Origin of the sequence: Streptomyces asiaticus, from assembly GCF_018138715.1 — a bacterium.
GTDB lineage: Bacteria > Actinomycetota > Actinomycetes > Streptomycetales > Streptomycetaceae > Streptomyces > Streptomyces asiaticus.
In genome coordinates, this window is record NZ_JAGSHX010000006.1 from 7,856,083 (window position 1) to 7,875,720 (window position 19,638).

Annotated in this window: 14 protein-coding genes and 1 pseudogene; 11 read left to right on the plus strand and 4 right to left on the minus strand. The window is 68.9% G+C overall.

The window, feature by feature from the left end; genetic code table 11:
• The first annotated feature begins 24 nt into the window (after positions 1 to 24).
• Positions 25 to 762: a DJ-1/PfpI family protein gene (locus tag KHP12_RS41465; protein WP_211834339.1), complete on the plus strand. Its 738-nt coding sequence runs from the start codon at positions 25 to 27 to the stop codon at positions 760 to 762.
• Between the two features lie 522 nt (positions 763 to 1,284).
• On the opposite strand, the gene KHP12_RS53055 is transcribed toward KHP12_RS41465, so the two are convergent.
• Positions 1,285 to 4,710: a protein kinase domain-containing protein gene (locus tag KHP12_RS53055; protein WP_211834340.1), complete on the minus strand. Its 3,426-nt coding sequence runs from the start codon at positions 4,708 to 4,710 to the stop codon at positions 1,285 to 1,287.
• A 734-nt stretch (positions 4,711 to 5,444) separates the two neighbouring features.
• Here KHP12_RS53055 and KHP12_RS41475 point away from each other — a divergent pair.
• The 6 genes from KHP12_RS41475 to KHP12_RS41500 all read left to right on the plus strand — a co-directional run bounded on the left by KHP12_RS41475 (position 5,445) and on the right by KHP12_RS41500 (position 9,787).
• The gene (locus KHP12_RS41475) at positions 5,445 to 5,696 is read left to right on the plus strand and encodes a flavin reductase family protein (protein ID WP_308036194.1); all 252 of its coding nucleotides are present in this window, start codon (positions 5,445 to 5,447) and stop codon (positions 5,694 to 5,696) included.
• Between the two features lie 374 nt (positions 5,697 to 6,070).
• Positions 6,071 to 7,066, plus strand: coding sequence for a hypothetical protein (locus tag KHP12_RS41480; protein ID WP_086883048.1), 996 nt, complete (start codon positions 6,071 to 6,073; stop codon positions 7,064 to 7,066).
• A complete protein-coding gene (locus KHP12_RS41485) occupies positions 7,063 to 8,169 on the plus strand; it encodes a zinc-dependent alcohol dehydrogenase (protein WP_086883049.1) in 1,107 nt (368 codons plus the stop codon). The genes KHP12_RS41480 and KHP12_RS41485 overlap by 4 nt, the downstream gene beginning before the upstream one ends.
• Before the next feature lie 25 nt (positions 8,170 to 8,194).
• Positions 8,195 to 8,536 carry an MBL fold metallo-hydrolase gene (locus KHP12_RS41490; RefSeq protein WP_211834342.1) on the plus strand — a complete coding sequence of 114 codons (342 nt, stop codon included), beginning with the start codon at positions 8,195 to 8,197 and terminating at the stop codon, positions 8,534 to 8,536.
• A gap of 138 nt (positions 8,537 to 8,674) precedes the next feature.
• A complete protein-coding gene (locus KHP12_RS41495) occupies positions 8,675 to 8,869 on the plus strand; it encodes a hypothetical protein (protein ID WP_211834344.1) in 195 nt (64 codons plus the stop codon).
• Positions 8,870 to 8,992: 123 nt separating this feature from the next.
• Complete coding sequence (locus KHP12_RS41500) at positions 8,993 to 9,787, plus strand: antibiotic biosynthesis monooxygenase family protein (RefSeq protein ID WP_211834346.1); 795 nt, start codon at positions 8,993 to 8,995, stop codon at positions 9,785 to 9,787.
• A 99-nt stretch (positions 9,788 to 9,886) separates the two neighbouring features.
• Here KHP12_RS41500 and KHP12_RS41505 read toward each other — a convergent pair whose 3' ends face one another.
• From KHP12_RS41505 to KHP12_RS41515, 3 genes are all read right to left on the minus strand, one after another.
• A complete protein-coding gene (locus tag KHP12_RS41505; RefSeq protein ID WP_143678119.1) occupies positions 9,887 to 10,351 on the minus strand; it encodes a hypothetical protein in 465 nt (154 codons plus the stop codon).
• A gap of 203 nt (positions 10,352 to 10,554) precedes the next feature.
• Positions 10,555 to 12,969 (minus strand): SpoIIE family protein phosphatase, encoded by a 2,415-nt coding sequence (locus KHP12_RS41510; RefSeq protein WP_086883051.1) that lies wholly within the window; start codon positions 12,967 to 12,969, stop codon positions 10,555 to 10,557.
• Between the two features lie 123 nt (positions 12,970 to 13,092).
• Positions 13,093 to 13,842 carry an SDR family NAD(P)-dependent oxidoreductase gene (locus KHP12_RS41515; RefSeq protein WP_086883052.1) on the minus strand — a complete coding sequence of 250 codons (750 nt, stop codon included), beginning with the start codon at positions 13,840 to 13,842 and terminating at the stop codon, positions 13,093 to 13,095.
• Positions 13,843 to 13,962: 120 nt separating this feature from the next.
• Between KHP12_RS41515 and KHP12_RS41520 the strand changes: the two genes are divergently transcribed.
• The 4 genes and pseudogenes from KHP12_RS41520 to KHP12_RS41535 all read left to right on the plus strand — a co-directional run bounded on the left by KHP12_RS41520 (position 13,963) and on the right by KHP12_RS41535 (position 19,552).
• Entirely contained in the window at positions 13,963 to 14,877 is a 915-nt protein-coding gene (locus KHP12_RS41520) for a LysR family transcriptional regulator (RefSeq protein ID WP_086883053.1), read from the plus strand.
• A gap of 219 nt (positions 14,878 to 15,096) precedes the next feature.
• Complete coding sequence (locus tag KHP12_RS41525; protein WP_244202976.1) at positions 15,097 to 16,251, plus strand: hypothetical protein; 1,155 nt, start codon at positions 15,097 to 15,099, stop codon at positions 16,249 to 16,251.
• A 294-nt stretch (positions 16,252 to 16,545) separates the two neighbouring features.
• Positions 16,546 to 17,094: pseudogene (locus tag KHP12_RS41530) on the plus strand (serine/threonine protein phosphatase); the annotation flags it as partial.
• A gap of 70 nt (positions 17,095 to 17,164) precedes the next feature.
• The gene (locus KHP12_RS41535; RefSeq protein WP_086883055.1) at positions 17,165 to 19,552 is read left to right on the plus strand and encodes a SpoIIE family protein phosphatase; all 2,388 of its coding nucleotides are present in this window, start codon (positions 17,165 to 17,167) and stop codon (positions 19,550 to 19,552) included.
• Positions 19,553 to 19,638 lie beyond the last annotated feature (86 nt).

A 19,638-nucleotide genomic window follows, 5' to 3' on the forward strand; every position in this document is an offset into this window, starting at 1 on the left:
ATTTCGACAACTAGCGTGGTCGGCATGAGCGAAGAGAATAACGCTGGAGCCGAACGGACGTTGGAAGTCGGTATGCTTCTTTTCAACGACCACACCACACTGGATTTCATCGGTCCGCACACGGCCTTCGCGGGTGCGGGCATGAAGGTCCACCTGATATCCAGCACACTTGAACCGGTGGTCTCCGACACCGGAGTGACCATCACGCCGACCGTCACATTCGACGACTGCCCCGCCCGGCTGGACATCCTGTTCGTGCCCGGAGGATCCGTGGACAAGGTGATGCTGGACAGCGCGGCCATCGCGTTTCTGGCCGACCGCGGTGCGACGGCCTCGTACATCACCTCGGTCTGCACCGGATCACTCGTCCTCGCCGCGGCCGGGCTACTCGACGGCTATCGCGCGGCAACGCACTGGTCCACTCGTGACCATCTGGCACGGCTGGGCGTGGAGGTGTCGACGGAGCGAGTATGCATCGACCGGAACAGGTTCTCCGGCGGCGGCGTGACTGCGGGCATCGACTTCGGCCTCACGGTCACTGCGCACGCCCTCGGAGAAAAGACCGCGAAATTTGCACAGCTGGCCATGGAATACGACCCCATGCCACCCCTCGACGCCGGCTCCCCCCAGGGCGCGGGACCCGAAGTGGTGGCGCAGTTCCATGAGTGGGCCGTAAAGGCCGATGATAATCTCCGAAACTCCGTGTCCCGTGTACTGGAGCAGCGGACGGCGGCGGGCTCGGGCACCGCGGGATCATCTTGAGGACGTGGGGATAGAGGAGTTGAGATGAGGGCCCGCTTCGCCTGGTAGTGCGGGCGCGGCGGACATGTAACGCCGCCTCACCCAGCTCGGGTACTCGGTGGGGTCTCGCGGGTGCAAGAGATGGGGACCTTCGCCGTGTAGCAGGCGACGATGTCAACGGCTGAGGCAGCAGCCACTGCCTTCCTGCCCGGACGTCGGACCGCACCACACCGGCTCCGGCCTCTTGCCTCCGAGGCGCTGTTCAGCGGAGGCCCGCCGTCGGCGATGGAAGGCCGACCGATACTCGGCGAACGATGTCATGGGCGACGTCGTGAATCTGCGCCACGGTCAACGGGTGTGACCGCCTCGAAGACGTACGCGCCGGGCTTCACCCGGCCCTCGACGAGGGTGAGCGTGATGGTGGCCGAGGGCGTCACAGAGGATCGTCTCCTTTGTGTGGGGGGAGAGGGAGGGCTTCGGGGGACGAGACGGTGAACGTGAGCGTGTCGTCTGCTGCGTCGGACCGTACGCATCCCGCTCCGCTCAGTCGGCCGCCAGCTCCCAGTCGAGGTCCCAGAGCCGGATGCCGTCGTCTCCCGCCGAGACCAAGTTGCGCAGGTCGGGGGTGAGTTCGAGGTGCCGGATGCGTTGTTGGTGCCCTTCGAGCACGTGCAGGCATCGGCCGGTGGCGACCTCCCACATCCGTACGGATCTGTCGTGGCCGGCCGAGAAGGCGAACCGGGCGTCGGGTGTGAACCGTACGGCGGAGACCCAGCCCTCGTGCCCCGCGAACTCGCGTACGGACCGCCCGGAACCGGCGTCCCACAGCCGGATCGGTTCGTCCTCGGCGCCCGAGGACATGACCTGGTGTGTGGACATGGCCAGGCGGCCGTCGGCGCTCAGGCACGCCGACAGGATCGGTTCCCGGGGGCCGGTCCAGGTCCGCAGGCAGGCTCCGGTCTCGAGATCCCGTAGCCGGACCACGCCGTTGCTGTCGCCGACCGCCGCGAGCCGCCCGTCCGCGGACGTGGAGATCACGTTGACCGGGCCGTTCCGGGTGATCGTCGCGATGCAGCGGTCGTCGTCCAGGTCCCATCGGCGCAGGACACCGTCGCCGCTGCCGAACCAGGCGTACCTCCCGTCGCCGGTGAACCTGATGGTCCTCCTCATGTCCCAGTCCGGAGTCAGCCGACGGCACTCGCCGTCTGCCAGTCGCCGCCTAATGATCGCGAGTGGCTTGGTGCCCTCGCACAGGACGTGTCGGCCGTCGTCGCTCAACGCCACCCCGCCCACCCTGCCCGGGTGATCGTCGAGGACGTGCGTGCACGCGCCGCTGTCCAGATCCCACATCCGTACGGTGCCGTCGCTCTGTCCGCTGACGGCGAGCCGGACATCCGCGGCGACACCGATCGCCGTGATGGCGCCGAAGGACAGGTGGCCGGCGTCCAGTGGCCGCGACCAGGCGGAGCGCAGTCGTACGTGGCGCGCCGAGCGGCCCAGTTCGTGCCAGGCGGCCAGGACCTGGGGTGCGCGCTCGTATCCCGGTATCTCCCGTGCGCGGGTCAACAGGCCGAAGGCTGACCGGTGTCGGCCGTTCGACATCGCCTGGCGTGCGTCGGCGAGCAGTTCCTCGGCCAGGCCGCCGAGCCGGCTGACCTCCGCGTACTCGCGCGGCTTGATCAGGTGCGGCTCGGCGGTGTATCCGGTAGTGGGCAACCGCCAGCGGTGCAGGGGCAGTTCGGGATGTCCGCCGACGGAGCAGCCGAACCGGTCGTCGCTGTCCTCGAATCCGACGTGGTGCATTCCGTACGCGTGGGCGGTGAGGGTCCGCAGACACCGGCCGCTGCTCAGCTCCCAGAGCTGAACGGTGTGGTCGCCGGTCGTTCCGGACAGCAGCAGCCGTCCACTGTCGCTGAAGGCCAGGTGACCGGCCGCGGCGGTCAGCCCCGTCAACGTACGCACCGTACGGACCCGCCGGCCGTCCCCCACATCCCACCACCGGATCAGCCGGTCCTCGCCGGCCACCGCGACCCTCCGCCCGTCGGGGCTGAAGCACAGCGCATGCGTCGCCGAGCCGGCGGCCAGCACCCGGCACCGGCCATCGGCCACGCTCCACAGCCGCGCCCCGTCCTCCTCGGCGGTGAGCACATGGCGCCCGTCGGCGCTCACCTCGTACTGCGAGCCGTCCAGGGCGCCGTCCTTGAGTGCTGCCCCGAGCGACCACAGGCGGGTCCCGGTCCGCGGTTCCCAGACCTGGACGTGCCCGTCCACGCCCTGCCACACACCGATGCGCCCGTCGGCACTCAACCTGACCGGGCACCCCGTGGCACGTGCGGCGGAGCGGATGACACGGGTACACCTGCCCGCCCTGAGATCCCAGAACTGCACCGTGCCGTCGCGGCTCGTGGACAGCGCGTACGAGCCGTCAGGGGTGAGGTCGACGCCGAGCACCTGCGTGCGGTGGCCCCTGACTGACAACCGTTGTGCGCAGGTCGCCGTGGACCACAGCCGGAGCACGCCGTCCCAGTGGCCACTCAGCGCGAGGCGTCCGTCGGGAGTGAACCGGATCGGCAGGTAGCCCATCACCTCGTGCCGGGCGAGCAGTTCCACCGGCGCGAAGGGCACCGCGAACGGCTCGCGAAACAGGCGGGTGCCGGTGTGGCGGGCATCGGCCACGGTTCCGGAGGCCGCCACCCGCAGCGCCGCCCGTACGTCGGTGTCGTCGGGACGTTCGCGCGCGAGGGCGTCGAGCAGCTCGTGTGCCGCCGCGAGGTCGCCGCGTTCGAGGTGGACCCGGGCCAGAGACAGCCGCACCTGCCAGGGGGACGCGCCGGACCCACGTGGGATCGCCTCCAACCGGGCGACGAGTTCCCCATCGGTGATCGCCCCCGTACGCCACCGGAACAGGCCACCGTTGTACACGGCCCCGGCGTGGTGCGGGTCGACCGCGAGCGCCTGGTCGAAGGCATGCTCGGCGTCGGCGGCCCGGTCGAGGTCGAGGAGCGACAGGCCACGGTTGTTGAGCTCGTCGGCGCGCAGATCGGCGGCCTGCGACGGGGGACGCGGATACGCCGAGCCGGTCGCCTGCTCGTAGATCCCGGTCAGTACATCCGCGATGTCCGCCATCGAGGCCGGCCGGTGGGCCGGGCGCTGCCGCAGGCAGCGCCGGAGCAGGTGGGCGACTTCCGGCGGCGCCGCGACCGGATTCGAGGGGTCGGCCAGGTATTCCTCCAGTGCGAGACCCGCGACCGAACCAGCCGCCCAATGCACACCGCCGGTGAACATCTCCAGGACCGAGACCGCGAAACTGTAGACATCGCTGCGCCGCCCGACGGGCTCGCCCGCGAGCTGCTCCGGGGACGCGTAGCCGACCGTCATGCCGCCGACCGGCACCAACACGCTGGCGCCCGGCGTCACTTGGAGATCAGCCGGGGCCGTGGTGGCCTTGGACCGGGCGAGACCGAAGTCGGTGATCTTCGCGGCGCCCGTGCCGTCGAGCAGAATGTTGGCCGGCTTCACGTCCTGGTGCACCAGGTCTCTGCCATGGGCGTGCTCGAGCCCACGGGCCGCTTGGACTGCCGTGTCGAGAACACGGGCGAGGGCCTGCCGCGGGTCTCCGGCGTGGAGCCGCCCGTCGCCGATCCACTCGGCCAGGCTGCCGCCGTCGACGTACTCGGCGAACACGCGGGGGACCCCGCCGATCATCCGCACGTAATGGCAGGCGCAGACGTTCGGATGGAGCCCGAGGGACACCCACGCCTCGGCCTCCCTGACGAACAGCTCCTGATCGCCGGGGCTCCGGAACAGCTCGGGCCGCGAACTCTTCACCGCCATGTCGATGCCCCAGGCGAGATGCCGTACCCGGTGCACGACGCCCATCCCGCCCCGGCCAAGCTCGCCGATCACCCGGTACCGGCCGTCGACGGTCTCGCCGGTCGCCCAAACGGTCGGCGACGTAGGTGCGTTCACTGCGATTCCTCATCGTGATTGCGGCAGAAGTCGCTGTCCTGGAAGGCCCGGAAGCAGAAGGCCCCGTTGTCAGATTTCGACGAGGGCCAGTATGTGACGTCGTCGATCCTGGTGTCGATGTTTCAGGCTCACCGTCGGGGGTGCGGGAGCGGGCCGTTCAGTCCTTCGCCGAGCTGCCCACCTGCGGGGAGGTCTGAAGGGCGGCTTCATTGCGGCACGGTGGTTGACCGGGCGGGGGCTTTGCGATGGCCCGCGTATGGGCTTGATCAGTGATCGTGGGTCTGCGACTGCTCAGATCGGGCGGCCGCGGCTCCCATGGGCCGTTCGTGCCGTGCGAGCAGCCGCAGTCTCTGCGGCGCAGCTCGATCAGGCCCTCGGTGGCCAGCCGCACCGGTCACCACCGTGAGCACGGCGGTGACCGGTCCGTGCAGGGCCCTGCCTCGACGGCTGCGTGGATGCGGTCGCGCTGCGGGGCGCTGTCGGGCATGGCCCGGCCCCACCACTCGGTCAGACGTGGAGCCGGCCTTACGTCAGGTCCGGTTGGGCTGCGTCAGCCCTGAAGTCGCAGCGCCGGGGCGTCGAACCCCTCGTGCTCAGCCATGCTCTCGCCTCGGTCGTGCCCGGATTCTCCCAGCCCGGAATTCCACACAAGCAATACGAGTGAAACCTTTGACATGTGACCATCGCCACCCGCACTCTCAACTAAGTTGACATAGTGGTTGTGTGGATGGGAAGTGGCCGTGATCGACCGGCAGCAGTTCCGCGACGTCATGTCCGGTGTGTGTACTCCGGTCACGATCGTCACCTCCGCCGCCGACGGTGTCCCGTTCGGAACGACGGTAAGCTCGTTCGCCTCCCTGTCGCTGGATCCGCCGCTGATCAGCCTCGCCCTGGACCGAGGCTCGTCGCTCCTCGCTCAGATCCAGACCGCCAGGCGCTTCGCGGTCAACATCCTCGGCCAGGCGGCTCGGACCGCTCGATGGTGATTCAGGGCTGACCATGTCAGCGGTCAGCAGCGCACGCCGTGCGATCTGCGACGGGGGCTGGCCACCTAGCGTGAGACCAGCCGGTCAGATTGTCAACAATCATGCCGACAATCTGACCGAACGGCAACTGCGAGCTATCGGGTGCCTGCCGCTACGGCAAGCATCAAGTACGTAGACATGCATCAACCAAGTTGATAATAATGTTCCGTGGCTCTCGCCGCACACCGCCGCACCCTGGCGGCAGACGTCGTGGGGCCCGGAGGCGCGACACGCGCACTCGCCAGCGCATGGCGGATCTGCCACATCGGAGCATCGTCCGGCACTACGGGGATGCCGCCGGGGCACCACCCATATTCCGAGACCAGGAGTTCTCCATGAGGGTCGTTGAAGACGTCGTGATCATCAGATCCGATCGGACGCTGCGCAGTATCGATCGTGACGAGCATCTGCTACTCGCGTCTCCCTACCCGAGCAAGCTGCCGATCAAGCTGTGGAATGATCACGAGCATCTGCCCGTCGTTCACTTCCCGCAGACGTACGTCGAGCAGCGGTTCGCGCCCCCGCGCGGGGTATATGAGAACGACCAGCTCCGGGTCGAGTGGCAGGTCATGAACGGGCGTCAGCCGTTCTATCACCGCAACTGCGATGTCGATGAGATCTCGTACCAGATCGACGGTGAACGGACGCTGATGACCGAGCTCGGGGTCATCGAGCACCGGCCGGGCGAGTTCTCCCGGATCCCGCGCGGGGTCGGCCACGACAACTACGGCCGCAAGGAGAGCCACCTCCTCTTCTACCTGCCCGCGCCGGTCGACGAGCTGGTCGAGCCGATTCGGACGTCGCAACCGGTGATGCCACCGTTCCCCGGCTGGGAGCCGGGTGAGATCAACGAGGCCGTCACCCAGTGCATGGGGGCGGTCGGCAACGACATCGCGGTGTTCCCCGCGGACGAGACGTTGCTCCTCGAGCGCGTGCACGCCGAACCCGAGCGGATGCGGGTGCACTCGATCGGTGGCAGTGCCGGCACTACGTGGATCTACGCCACACCGACGATTCGACTCGGATACGTCAACACGACAGCCGGTGACGGGAGTCGGCGTTACCGGCGGACGCTCGACGCCGACGAGATCCAGTACCAGGTCTCCGGAACCCGCACCCTCGCGACCCAGCGGGGCATCGTCGAGCTGTGCCCGGGCGACTTCGTGCGGATTCCGCTGGGTCTGGCCCACGCCAGCATCCCGCACGAGCGGTCGACCCATGTCTCGCTCTTGTCCCACCTCGAACTTCCGCAGGTCATCGATACCACGCGCACTGCGGATCCCTACTCACCTGAGCGGCTGGCCGCAGCCGTCGAAAGGAGCCAGGCATGACCACAATGCTGGCAGCGCGGGCCCACGACGCCGCGAGTGCCCCTGTCGTCGAGGAGGTGCCGGTCCCCGAGCCGTCCTCCGGTGAAGTGATCGTCAAGGTCGAGTCCGCCGGACTTGCTCCCGGGATGATGTCGCTGCTCAAGATGGGGGCCTTCAAGCAGCTGCCAACGATCCTCGGGCACGAGATGTCAGGCGTGGTTTCGGAGGTCGGACCCGACGTACCGGGCTTCACCGGAGGCGAGCGCGTCCGAGTCCACCCCCAGCTCAGCTGTGGCCGCTGTGTCTACTGCCGATCCGACCGCGAGAACATGTGTGCCCAGTACGCGGTGATCGGCCACGCGGCGTTCAGCAACGGTCGGTTGCCGCTGTACGAGCGCTACCACGACGGAGGGTTGGCCGAGTACGTTCGCGTCCCGTTCTGGCTGCTCGACAGGTTGCCCAACAATGTCAGCTTCGACGTTGGCGCGAAGGTCCACGACCTGGGGAACGCCGTTCGCATTCTGAAGGAGTGCCACTTGCCAACGGCTGCGACCGTGGTCATCACCGCGGCGACCGGCACCATGGGCACCGCGAGCGTCAAGTTCGCCAGGCAGTTCGGCATCGGTCGGCTGATCTTGGTGGGCCGCAGCGACGAGCGTCTCAAGGACGTCGAGAAGCTGGCGGAGGCCGACGGCATCCCCGTCGACTCCATCGCGACCGAGAATCTGCCCGAGGGTTGGGAGGCCAACAGCGGCCTCACCGGCGCGATCCGGCGTCTGGCTCCGCGGGGCGTCGACGCTGTCCTCGACTATGTGCCGGTCGGCCCGATCACCGCTCACGCCATGGCGTCCCTGGCCACAGGCGGCGTTTTGGCGCACATGGGCGGCAATACCGTCCCGGTGCCGATCCCCCCGGTCGCGATCATGGGCAACTGCTGGCGATTCGTCGGCACCAAAGGCAACACGCGCAATGACGTGGTGGACGTGTTGAAGCTCCTCAAGATCGGTGCCGTCAACGTCGACGGCCTGATCACGCACCACTTCCCGCTCGCCGAGACCGTCACGGCGATCCAGGATATGCAGCAGCGCACGAAGCCCATGTGGATGACGATCGTCCACCCGTAGTGGACCGCTGGCAAGGAATCTCACGATGAAGCTGACGCACTACGGGCACGCGTGCGTACTGGTGGAGCTCTCGGTCGGTGACGAGATCATTCGCTTCCTGTGCGACCCCGGTGGCTATTCGCGGGACTTCGAGCATGAGGCCGACATCGACGCGGTCTTCATCACGCACGCGCATGCGGACCACGTGGACGGCGAGCGCCTCGGCAGGCTACTGGCCGACAACCCTTCGGCCGAGCTCGTGCTCAACGCTCACACGCAGACAGCCCTCGCCAGGCTCTGGGACATCGCACCAGGTCGGATGCGCGTCGTCGGGTCCCGAGAGCACGTTCGTCCTTCGAGGTGTCAAGGTCGAGGTCGTCGGCGGTGACCACGCGTGTATCCACGCCGCGCTCCCGACCGTGCCGAACAATGGATACATCATTGACGGCGGTCTGCTGCACCCCGGTGACGCCCTGGACAACCCGGCCGGAGCGGTCGACGTCTTGCTGCTCCCCATCGGTGGGCCGTGGATGAAGATGGCGAGGCGATCGACTACCTGCGGACGGTGGCGCCACGTCTCGCCGTGCCGATCCACCAAGCCGGCCTCGCCCCGGTCCACCAGAAGATGCATTGCGGTCTGCTGCGCGACCTGGCGCCGGACGGGACCGAGATCGCGGTCCTCGAGCACGGGGTCCCACAGGATGTCGGGGCGGCGCGGTGAGCATTCCGCGGCCCGGCGGCCGCCCGGGAGAAGAGCGTGACCGCGGCGCGCAACCGCGCACATCACACATAACGGTTCGCCGGTCGACCCGTTTCGATAGCCACACCATGAGGAAGACCGCTGATGATCACACTGAACGACCTCGACGCCCGGGCACCGTTCATGGCCCAGTTGAACTATTCCGGAGACGAGCCCGTCACGATTGTGAACACTCTCGTCACGCCCCCCGGCCTGGAGGAAGACGTCATCGAGGCATGGCGCCTGGACTCGGAGGTCATGAAGACGAAAGGAGGGAACATCTCCCAGCAGCTGTACCGCGGACCGGCGGGCCGCGTCGTCACCAACGTCGCCAACTGGGAGTCGGCGAAGGACTTGCAGAACGCCTTCATGAGTCCCGAGTTCCAGGCCCTGCTCACGACCTACCCGGATGGATCGGCGGCGTACCCGCATCTGGTACGGCCGGTGGAGGTGCCCGGTGTCTGCCTGGGGGCACCGTGGGACCGGGAGCCTGCCTTGGCAACGAGGAAGCCGGCCACTGCCGGCGCATCCGCGATCGAGTACATCGACCTGTGTCCTGACGTTCCGCTCGCCGAGCAGCTCCGGGCCACCAATGGTGCCTTCACGCTTCAGGACACCTTCGTCGTTCCGGAGGGCGCGGTCGACCAGGCCATCCACGCGTACCAGGAGATCGGTGCGTATATGAAGGGCCATAGCGGGTTCATCCAGGCCCAGCTCTACCGGGGCCTCGGGAGCAGCAACGTTCTGGTCGACCTGGCTGTCTGGGAGACCGCGGGTGCCCTGCGGGACGCCCTCTCCGCCCCGGACTTCCCGGCCTTGCTCGCCTACTACCCTGCCGGAACGCGTTGCTTCCAACTAGTGCTCCACCGCGCCGCCGTGTCCAACGTCTGTGTCAACTAGCTTCACCCTTCAAAAGATCCTGCATGGCGGATCAGGGGTGGGCGACGCGTCGCCCTGAACCGTTCGCTGCCGAGCGGCAGTTCGTCCGCGTCCCGGTCATCACCTGGATGGCGGCGATCCGGATGAACGGTGCTTCAACCGGCCAAGCAGTAGCACGGCATTGCGATCCGCTGCGACGAGACCGCCGAGTCCTGCCAGGCAGCCGCCAGCAACCAACTGCACCTCAGCACGAGGAGTGACCATGTCCAAAGCTGAACCGACGGTGGCGGAGCTCGAGACCGAGATCGTTGAGCTGCTGCGTGCCGAGGAGCTCTCAAGCCTGGCCACGATCGACGCCGACGGGTTTCCGTCCTCGGCGAGGATGCACCTCGCCGGCGACGGGCTGATCGTGTACATGCACACCTTTAGAACACGCGCAAGCACGTGCACATCCATCACAATCCCCATGTCAGCTACGACATCGCCTACCTGCCGCCCGACGGCTTCTACGGTCGGTTCACGACCCGGTCTCCACAGGTGCAGGGAATCGCCACCGTCGTCACTGACATCGACGAGATCCAGCATGCCTCGCAGATCAGCCTGAAGCAGTTCCCCTGGGCGGCGGACACCTCCCTGTTCAACAACATCAAGCCGCCGGACCAGGGAATGCAGGTCTTCTACCGCATCAGGCCGGTGCGCGGAATGTGGGCCGATGCCCGAGTCAGCCTGGCCTACCGAGCGCTGCTCGATGGCTCGTCGGATGGATCTGTCGAGGCCCGTTCCCGAGGTCAGGGGAGCGGCTGCTCGCACCAGATGAGCTTGCCGCCCGGTGTCTGCCTCGTGCCCCAGCGCTGGGTGAGCTGTGCCACGAGCATCAGGCCACGGCCACCCTCGTCGAACACGCGGGCTCTGCGCAGATGCGGCGCGGTGCTGCTGCCGTCGGATACTTCGCAGATCAGTGAGCGGTCGCGAATGAGCCGCAGCTCAATGGGCGCGCCACCGTGGCGAACGGCGTTCGTGACCAGCTCGCTGACCACCAGCTCGGTGACGAAGCCGGCCGCTTCGGAGCCCCACTCACGCATCTGACGGACGGCCTGCGCACGAGCACCCGACACCGCCTCGGGCTCGGCGGGCACATCCCAGGCGGCGACCTGGTCCGCGTCGAGGCGCTGGACCCGGGCCAGCAGCAGCGCGGCGTCGTCGGCGGGGTGGTCGGGGAACAGCGCCCTGGAGACCCGGTCGCACAGGGCCTCGGGCGAGGCGCTCTCGCCGGTCAGCTCACGCAGCAGCTGATCGACTCCCGTGGCCGCGTCGCGCTGCCGGGACTCGATGAGGCCGTCGGTGTAGAGCGCGAGGAGGCTGCCCGCCGGCAGCTCCACATCGATCGACTCGAACGGCAGGCCGCCCACGCCCAGCGGAGGGCAGGCGGGCAGTTCCAGCAGGTCCGCCGTCCCGTCCGGCCACACCACCGCGGGGGGCGGGTGCCCCGCGCGGGCGAGGCAGCAGTGGCCGGCCACCGGGTCGTAAACGGCATAGAGACAGGTGGCGCCGGTGTCTCCCGGCGCCACCCCCTCCGTGCCCGTCTCGGACTCAGTGGCCAGCCGGATGACGAGGTCGTCAAGCCGGGTCAGCAATTCGGCCGGAGCCAGGTCGACGTCTGCGAGCGTCCGCACGGCGGTCCGCAGCCGGCCCATGGTCGCGGATGCCTGGAGACCGTGGCCCACGACGTCACCGACGACGAGCGCCACCCGCGCGCCGGACAACGGAATCACATCGCACCAGTCGCCGCCCACGCCGAGTTCAGGGGCGCCCGGCAGATAGCGGAAAGCCGCATGCACCGCGGATTGATCCGGCAGCCGCTGGGGCAGGAGGCTGCGCTGTAGTGTCAGGGCCGCCATGCGCTCGCGGGTGAAGCGCCGGGCATTGTCCAGGCAGACGGCGGCCCGCGCGACCAGATCCTCGGCGAGGGACAGGTCCTCGGCCTCGAAGGGCTCGCAGCGCCGAGACCGGAGAAACATCGCCACCCCCAGCGTCGTGCCCCGGGCGCTCACGGGCACGATCATCCAGGAGTGGAGCCCGTACTCCTCCACCTTGGCCAGGCGCGCGGGATCCTCCGCGATCCAGGAGATCGCCTCGCGCGCGGTCCGGTACAGCGCGGACCGCCCCGTGGCCAGGCAGCGGGCCTGTGCCGAATTCGGCGTGTACCAGTCAACGTCCCCCACCCTGACCACGGCCTCCGGCGTGCCCTCCCGGACGGACCGGTGCGCCACCCGGCGCAGGATCACCCCATGGACCGGGCCCGGCGGCGGCTCGTCGCCGGTGAGCAGCGCTTCCACCAGGTCGACGCAGACGAAGTCGGCGAGTCGGGGAACCACCAGGTCGGTCAGCTCCTGTCCGGTCTGCGTGACATCGAGCGTGCTGCCGACGCGAGTGCTGGCCTCGTTCAGCAGGGCCAGCCGCTCCCGGGCTCGGTACTGCTCGGTCGAGTCGATCATCGTGGCGCAGACACCGACCACATGGTCGGCCCGGTCGCGCAGCGGGGAGGCGGACACGGTGAAACGCCGGTCGTGGTCAGGGTCGCGCAGGGTTCTCCCGCGGAGGAGGAAACCCTCCTCCGCCCGCCCCGTGTCCAGCACCCGGCGCATCCGCGCTTCCCACTCCCCGACATTGTCCCCGGCCACGGCCGCGGACAGGCCCTGACCGATCCGCTTCTCGTCGGGTATGCCCGTCAGGCGGCGCATCGCTTCGTTCTGCCGTACGCAACGCATCCCGGTGTCGTAGACGGTCACGGCGACCGGAGAGCCGGTCAGGACCCAGTCCGCCAGCGCCTCGCCCGTCGGGGCCGCCTGCCCCACCCGAGATTCCTTTCCCGGCTCCTGGACCAACAGCCAGAGCGGGCCCGTGCCGGCTCCTCCCAGGAGGCGATACGCCCGTGCCGGCACCTGCCGGCGCCGGCCTTCCCGGTGCCGGACCTCGAGCGTGCCGCGCCACTCGTCCGCGCGGCCGGCCAGCCAGTGGGGATCGGTCCCGAGCAGGTCGGTCACCGGGCGGCCGACGGCCTCCCCGGCGCCGAGGCCGACCAACCGGGCCGCATCGGCGCTCCACGCCACAACCCGGCCCAGCGCGTCCGTCACGGTCAGTGGTGTTCCGGTGTCGTTCAGGTGCGGAGGAGCCTCGTCGAACGGCGTGACGCGGTCCTTCATGCACTCCAGAGTGCTCCCGGGGCCATGTGCAATCAACCAAGAGGCCGATCGGCCGCCGGGGGGGGCGTCGGCGACGCCCCCCCCGGCGGGCGGCAGAGCCATCTCATCTCGGCGACCCGGCAGCTATACCTGAGCCATACCGCCGTCGATGCAGAGTTCTGCGCCCGTCATGAAGCTGCTCTCGTCTGAAGCGAGGAACAATGCACCGCTGGCAATCTCCTCGGGGCGCCCGAGGCGACGCATCGGGACGAGAGTACTCATCATGGTTCGGAGGGCTGCCGGGTCCTGCCCGAAGTAGTCAGCTTGCCCATCGATGATGAGCGTGTCGATCGGCCCCGGGCTCAGCACGTTGACTCGAAGGCCGCGGTCGGCGAACTCTGCCGCCCATGTGCGGGCGTAGGAGCGCACGGCGGCCTTGGCCGCGCTGTATGTCCCTGCCCCGGGATCCCCCTTGAAAGCCGTGATCGAGCCCAACAGAACGATCGAGCCGCCCGTTCGCAGCAGCGGCAGCGCCTTCTGCACGGTGAACAAGGTGCCGCGGGCGTTGAGGTCAAACGTGCGGTCGAAGTGATCCTCGGTCACGTCCCCGAAGTTCATCCGCTCAATGTTTCCCGCATTTGCGACAACCACGTCGAGGTGTCCGCTCTCTCGGCGGATGGCTTCGACCAGACCGTCGAGATCACCCGACGAAGTGGCGTCCGCGGCGACGGCAGTGACTCGTCCTTCGATGGATGCCTTCGCCGTGTCGAGTGCGCCCTTCCGTCGGCCCGTGATGTAGACGTGGGCGCCCTCAGCGGCGAATCTTTCGGCGATCGCCAGACCGAGGCCCGTGCTCGCGCCCGTGACGAGGGCTATTTTCTTTGCGAGACGCATGTCTTCTCCTTGGGTCGAAACGGCTTGCGCACCACGGTAGGAGCGATCGGCCATAGAGAAAAATAGTGAATCCTCATATACTGCATTGACATCCTCTATGTCGTTCGAAGGTCAACGCGCATGAATCTGCGACAGTACGAATACGCTCTCGCCGTTGCCGAGGAGGGCTCCATGACCGCGGCAGCGGAGCGCCTACGGGTCACACAGCCGTCTCTGTCGCAGCAGATCGGCACCCTGGAAAAGCGCCTTGGGGTAAGACTGTTCACCCGTACCCCGAGCGGGGTCACGGTGACGATTGCCGGGCGAGCCTTCCTCGCGGAAGCGGAGATCGCGACGACGGCGTCCCGGCGGGCCTTCGCGGCTGCCCGCGCCGCCGACGGCGAGTTGGCAGGCGAGCTCATCATCGCTGTCCACATGGGCCTGGGCGCACGTCAGTTGCCGCAAGCGCTGGGGCAGCTGCGCCACCGCCACCCCAAGCTTCAGGTGACTCTCCACGAGGAGCCCGACCCCGCAGACATGGAGCGCCTGGCCCGCCAGGGTGCCCTCGACATGGTTCTAGTGCACCGCATTCCCGACGGCTGCTCGTTCGACATCCGCGTTCTGGGCGAGGAGGCCTACGTAGCCGTCCTGCCGGAAGGACACCCCCTTCTGGAAGATGGCGCGCCCCTGCGCTTGGAGGATCTGGCGTCAGAGGGTTGGGTTAGGTTCCGGCGCGCCAGCCTCCTCGATGAGTACCTGGCTCGCAAGCTCGCCGACGCGGACCTGAGCCCTCGCACAGTGGCCCGCGCCTCACAGATTTCCACTGCGGTACGACTAGCGGCGCAGGGCCTGGGTGTCACTGTCGCCCCGGCTTCGGCCCTCCCTGAAGGCTTCGAGAAACTGGCCCGCCCGCTTCTGCCCGCACTGGCCGAACCTGTCATCGCCGGGGTACGACGCCATCCGAGTCCGGCGGAGACGGCCGTACTCGATCACCTGAACCAGCAGAATTGGTGCGGCATAGGTCTTCTTACCCCGACTGCTCGCGCCTGCGGGTGAAGGCACTTGGGGCCTCACCAGCGATGTCGGGCGGGACGACAGCCATCACCGACTCGGCCTCGGCTCGCATGTGACGCTTTGACGGTGCATCACCGCGGAGAGGTGGTCCGGCATGCGTGTCGCCGCCGTCCTTTGGGAGCGTGCGGTTACCGTGATTCGGCGCGGCCCCACGGCCTGCCCCAGCACCTGCTGCTCACATCGCGGAAGACGGGAGTGGTGATGCGGGCTACTCCCGATGCGGACAACGGGCAGCCGCGCGTTGTGGTGGGCCTCCTCGTCGATCCGGACGCGTCGGCGGAACTGGCGGAGGAGCTGGCCGAGGATCTGCCGGAACTGCTCGCCGAAGCCGTGAGCCGAGACATCGAGTGGAGCCTGCGGGTCGTCCGTGACCCGCTGACCGCCACGTTGCACGACAGCGTCGAGATCCTCAGCGCGACACGGGAGCACAAGCGTCGGGAGAACTGGGACATCGCCGTCTGCCTCACCGATCTGCCCTTGCGCACGGGCAGGCGACCACTGGTGGTCGATGTGGACGCCGAAGATCGGGTGGCGCTGGTGTCGCTGCCCGCGCTCGGTGGGATCTTCCTACGGCGGCGGCTCCGTCGCTCCATCGTCCGGCTCCTGAAAGATCTGGTGCTCACCACGACCGGCGACGGCTCCACGCGGCCGGGCCAGGGCACCATGGGACCGATCGTTCCGGAGCGGACCGCCCCCGTGAAGCGCGTGGCGACGGACGAAGAGATTGTCGATCTGCGGATCGTGGGGTCTCCGGCGAGAGGACGCCTGCGCCTGCTGCTCGGAATGGTGCGCGCCAACGGCCCTTGGCGGCTGGTCCCCGCCCTCGCCAAGGCGCTGGCTGCCGCGCTGGCCACCAGCGCCATCGCCGTGATGAACGCGACTGTCTGGAACGTGGCCACCAGGATCCGGGTCGAGCGGCTCGCCGTGATTTCCCTCTTCTCGGTGGCGGCCATGGTGACCTGGCTCATCGTCCACCGGCGGCTGTGGGAGCGGCCCGAAACTCCCTCCCCCCAGGACAGGGAGAAGGCGGCGCTGTACAACCTCTCCACGGTCCTGACCCTGTCCCTGGGCGTCTTGTGCGGTCTCGTCGGCCTCTATGCCGTGGACTTCGCGGTGTCCTTGTTCCTCATTGACGGCGCAGTGCTGGCCAAGCAGGTGGGCCGCTCGGTCGGCCTGGGCGACTACGTGCGCCTGGCTTCGCTGGCGAGCGCGGCGGCCATCGTGGGCGGAGCCCTCGGATCCGAATTCGAGAGCGACGAAGCGGTCCGCCGCGCCGCCTACGGCAAACGGGAACGACAGCGCCGCGAGCAAGCGGAGCGTGAACGCCAGGAGGCCGACGCCGCGCGGTCCGGGTAGGCGTCGGCAGCGTGGACCGATGGCCCCCGCGCATGGCGTCATGCGCGGGGGCCGGATCACGAAGGTGATGCCTTGATGACTCCCCCCGGCATCCTCCTGGTCCACTCGCGCGGGGCCGTCCTCAAGGGCAGGCAGGCCGTCGTGGCGAACGGACTGGTCTTCACCGCGGGTCAGAGATCTTCGGACCCGATCACATGCCGGCCCGGACCACCGTCGCCGTAGGACTGTGGGGAGTGCGCCTCGAAGTGGGGCCACGGACGACGTCGGAAGAGAGCCCGCCGTACAGTTGCTCGTATGGCGGACGCGGATGTGTCGACCTCGGTCGGGGCCGCCGAACGGATGCTCGAGGAGCTGGTCAGCGCCGCCGAGCAAGTTTCACCTGCGGAGTTCCCGGAGGTCCTGAAGCGCTATGCCGGGGCCATGGGCCTGGGCCGTGCCGTCGTCCATCTGATCGATCTCCAGCAGAGGCTGCTGTTGCCGCTGACTGGGGACGAGACGGAACTCCCGGTGGACGCCTCCCTCGCCGGATGGGCGTACCGCACGGCCTCCCTGCGGGTGGAGGAGGATGGCTCGGGCGGGCTGGTCGTATGGCTGCCGCTGGCCAACGGGGCCGAGCGGATCGGCACCGGCCGGGTGGTCTCCACCGCGGTCCTGGAGCCCGCGTACGAGCTGGGAGGCGATGCCTTCGACCACTCGTTCACCGAGGACGTGCCGCACGTCACGATCCTCGACGCCGTGGGCCACGATCTGGCGTCCGGCCTCGCCACGTCCGTGGCAATGGCGGGGTCACGCAACGCCCGGCGCACGGGCGCCGACCTGACCTCGCTCGTCGGTGTCGTGGAATCGCGCAATGAACTCAGCGACGACGCCACGATTTTGATGATCGAATGGTGGCCGACGGGACCATAAGAAGATGTCCCCCGTGGTGAACGAGCCTCTCGACACGGTGTACCTGGCCACGGCCACGATGGATTCGCACGGCGTCGTAACCCGGTGGAGCGAGGGCGCCCAGCGGTTGCTCGGCTACCTGCCCGAGGAGATCGTGGGGCGAGCGGTGACCGAGCTATGGGCCGGGGAGACCGCCGTCGAGGCGGTCGGGCGCTGTCTGGCCGGCCGGTCGAGGTGGAGCGGACGGGTGGGGCTGTGCCACCGTGACGGCCATCGCGTGGAGGCGGAGGCGCTGGCGCACCGCGTGGTGGCGGACGGCGGTGCCACCGGGTGGCTCCTGGTGTTCGCCGTCGCGCGGGAACCGTCTACGCCCGAGGCCGACACGGCTGTGCGGGCGTTCACCCAGGCCCCGTGCGTGCTTGCGGTCTTCGACACGGACCTGCGGCTGGTACGGGCGAACGCCGAAATGGAGGCGGCGGCCGCCCTCACCGAGGATCGGATGCGCGGTATGCGCCTGGCAGAGCTCCTGTCGCGCCCGGAGAGCGAGAAGACCGAGGAGGGCATGCGTCGCGTGTTGGAAAACGGCGAACGGCAGGTCCTGGAGGCTTATCTGCGGGTGCCGGGGGAGAGCCGCGAGCACGCCTGGACGATCTCGCTCGCGCCGCTCAAGGACCGGACGGACCGCGTGTACGGCGTGTGCTTTGCCGCGTACGACACGACCCGTCGGCACCAGGCCCAGGAGCGGCTGCTGCTGCTGAACGAGGCGGGGAAGCGCATCGGCTCCACCCTGGACCTCGCGCAGGTCGCCCATGAACTGGCCGACGTGGCCGTCCCCCGGGTCGCCGATTTCGTCGGCGTCGACCTGCTCACCTTTCTCGACCAGGGTGAGGAACCCCCCTCGGGCCCGCTGTCCGGTCCCATCACCATGCGCCGCGCCGCCCATCGCTCCGTCCTTCCCGGAACCCCGGAGGCCGTGGCCGGCGTGGGCGAACTGGACACCCACCCGGAGTCTTCACCGTCGGCCGAATGCCTGGCCGAGGGCCGGGCCATCCTCTACCAGGTGACCGACGACCTCATGGTCCGGTGGGACACCCTCGATCCGGTACGGGCCGCCCGGATCCGGGAGTACGGGATCCACTCGGAGCTGGTGGTGCCGATGCGCACCCGCGGTGTCACCCTTGGCGTGGTGTTCTTCGCTCGCCACCGGACGCCGGTGCCGTTCGACGAGGACGACCTGCTGCTGGCCGAGGAAATCACGGCCCGAGCGGCCGTCTGTGTGGACAACACCCGCCGCTATCTGCGCGAGCGCATGACGGCCAGGGCTCTGCAGCGCAATCTGCTGCCGCGGCGCCTGCCCGACCTGGCCGCGGTGGAGGTCACCTCGCGCTATCTGCCCTCGGAAACCTGGGCCGGCGTGGGCGGCGACTGGTTCGACGTGATCCCGCTCTCCGGCGCTCGCGCCGCCCTGGTGGTCGGCGACACCGTGGGCCGCGGCGTCGAGTCGTCCGCCATCATGGGGCGGCTGCGCAGCGCCATATGCACCCTGGCCGATATCGATCTGCCGCCCGGCGAGTTGCTCACCCACCTCGACGATCTCGTGCCCCGGCTGGCCGCCGAGGACGATCCCGAACCCCCCGAGGCCACCGGCGCCACCTGCCTGTACGCGGTCTACGACCCGGTCTCCCGCCACTGCACGATCGCCAGCGCCGGCCACCCCCCGCCCGTCGTGGTCACCCCGGACGGCAGCGCCGACATCCTCGACGTCCCCAACGGCCCGCCCCTCGGCCTCAGCACCTTGCCCTTCGAGGCGGTCGAGACCGAACTGTCCGAGGGCAGTGTCCTCGCCCTCTACACCGACGGTCTGGTCGAGGGCCACGACCGCGCGATCGACGAGGGACTGGAGGCGCTGTGCGAGGCCCTGGCCCAGCCGAGCCCGTCCCTGGGCACCCTCGGCGACACCGTCCTGCGGACTCTGCTCCCCGCCCGCCCCGAAGACGATGTCGCCCTGCTCCTCGCCCGCGCCCGGGCCCTCGGCCCCGACCGGGTCGCCACCTGGGAGATCCCCCCGGAACCCGCCGTCGTCTCCCGGATCCGGCGGGAGGTCACCGCCCGACTGATGGACTGGGGACTGGAGAAGCTGGTCCTCACCACCGAGCTGGTCGTCAGCGAACTGGTCACCAACGCGATCCGCTACGGTCGCCCGCCCATCCGGCTGCGCCTGATCCGCGACCGCGCGCTCATCTGCGAGGTCTCCGACTTCAGCAGCACGGCACCGCATCTGCGCCGGGCCCGCGCGCTCGACGAGGGCGGCCGCGGCCTCTTCCTGGTGGCCCAACTCGCCCAGCGCTGGGGCACTCGCCTGGAGGTCCATGGCAAGACCATCTGGGCCGAGCAGGACCTCTCCGACGACTGAGCGGGTCCGAGGGCGCCGCCCCACCACCCCTGCCGGCTGCGGTCGCGTTCGAAGTGCCCGGGTGAGACCGTGGAGGACAGGGCGAC

Coding starts and splice junctions, on each gene's coding strand:
- KHP12_RS41465 (WP_211834339.1), top strand. CDS start 25: ATGAGCGAAGAGAATAACGCTGGAGCCGAACGGACGTTGGAAGTCGGT.
- KHP12_RS41480 (WP_086883048.1), top strand. CDS start 6,071: ATGAGGGTCGTTGAAGACGTCGTGATCATCAGATCCGATCGGACGCTG.
- KHP12_RS41485 (WP_086883049.1), top strand. CDS start 7,063: ATGACCACAATGCTGGCAGCGCGGGCCCACGACGCCGCGAGTGCCCCT.
- KHP12_RS41490 (WP_211834342.1), top strand. CDS start 8,195: ATGAAGCTGACGCACTACGGGCACGCGTGCGTACTGGTGGAGCTCTCG.
- KHP12_RS41500 (WP_211834346.1), top strand. CDS start 8,993: ATGATCACACTGAACGACCTCGACGCCCGGGCACCGTTCATGGCCCAG.
- KHP12_RS41505 (WP_143678119.1), bottom strand. CDS start 10,351: ATGCTGGATCTCGTCGATGTCAGTGACGACGGTGGCGATTCCCTGCAC.
- KHP12_RS41510 (WP_086883051.1), bottom strand. CDS start 12,969: ATGAAGGACCGCGTCACGCCGTTCGACGAGGCTCCTCCGCACCTGAAC.
- KHP12_RS41515 (WP_086883052.1), bottom strand. CDS start 13,842: ATGCGTCTCGCAAAGAAAATAGCCCTCGTCACGGGCGCGAGCACGGGC.
- KHP12_RS41520 (WP_086883053.1), top strand. CDS start 13,963: ATGAATCTGCGACAGTACGAATACGCTCTCGCCGTTGCCGAGGAGGGC.
- KHP12_RS41525 (WP_244202976.1), top strand. CDS start 15,097: ATGCGGGCTACTCCCGATGCGGACAACGGGCAGCCGCGCGTTGTGGTG.
- KHP12_RS41535 (WP_086883055.1), top strand. CDS start 17,165: ATGTCCCCCGTGGTGAACGAGCCTCTCGACACGGTGTACCTGGCCACG.